This is a genomic window from Paenibacillus sp. AR247 (genome assembly GCF_002968895.1).
GTDB classification, from domain to species: Bacteria; Bacillota; Bacilli; order Paenibacillales; family Paenibacillaceae; genus Paenibacillus_AQ; species Paenibacillus_AQ favisporus.
On record NZ_PCZT01000066.1, the window covers coordinates 1 to 760 of the forward strand.

The window sequence follows — 760 nt, forward strand, 5'->3', positions numbered from 1 at the left end:
AGTGTCTTCGATCAGTTCCTCAATATATCCCGATTCCAGGACCCCGTCTATTCGAATCTCACTGATGCGGCGAGTTACTTCTTCCACGATAGAAGCTTTAGCTACCCCTTCTAAGTAGAGAAGTTCAACTTTTGTATCGGTTTTTTCTCCAACTTGGAACGATTTGTTGACCAATTGGGGGGTGCAGAGTCGCTTTCGAATCAAACCTGTGTTTACTCGAAGAGACTCCGTAAAGCCATCTCGGGGTCCTCGTACAACGGGCTCCGTCGAGGGCTCTTCAACACTACGCTCCTGGTAGTGCTGGAAATCTGCTAGCTGTGCCTCGGAGTCTCCTTCAGCAAGGAGGGCTACTTGTCCTGTCAATATTCCCTTGACCACTTGTCCTGCTTTCGTAGCGGTGGTTACCTTTAACACCGGAAGAAATAGCTGGTTAACTGCTTGCTTGAGAAGGGTGTCGCTACCCAAAAGACCTTGGTTGAATAAGGGTTTAAGAATGATTTGCTCCACCAAATTAGTATCACATAATCCCTCCACGTAAATGAGCAAAAGCGTTTGACCATCCAAAGGAAGCCTCCGAAACACCACGTCAGATGAATTATGAAGGAGTTCTCGCAGAATAGCCTCATTGACCCCAAGATCAGTTGTAAGATCCTTCTCCTCCAATTCCATGGTCATCCCTCCAATTCATTTTTAATGTGCATCAGGGTAGGTTTTTTTATGCAAAAAGTGTAAGTATTTTCACTGCATAATAATGAAGATT

1 protein-coding gene is annotated in these 760 nt (G+C 45.1%); it reads right to left on the reverse strand.

The window, feature by feature from the left end; translation table 11 throughout:
• The coding region (locus CPT76_RS35855) for a spore germination protein (protein ID WP_181153262.1) at positions 1-669 on the reverse strand (669 nt) is incomplete at its 3' end.
• Positions 670-760: the final 91 nt, after the last annotated feature.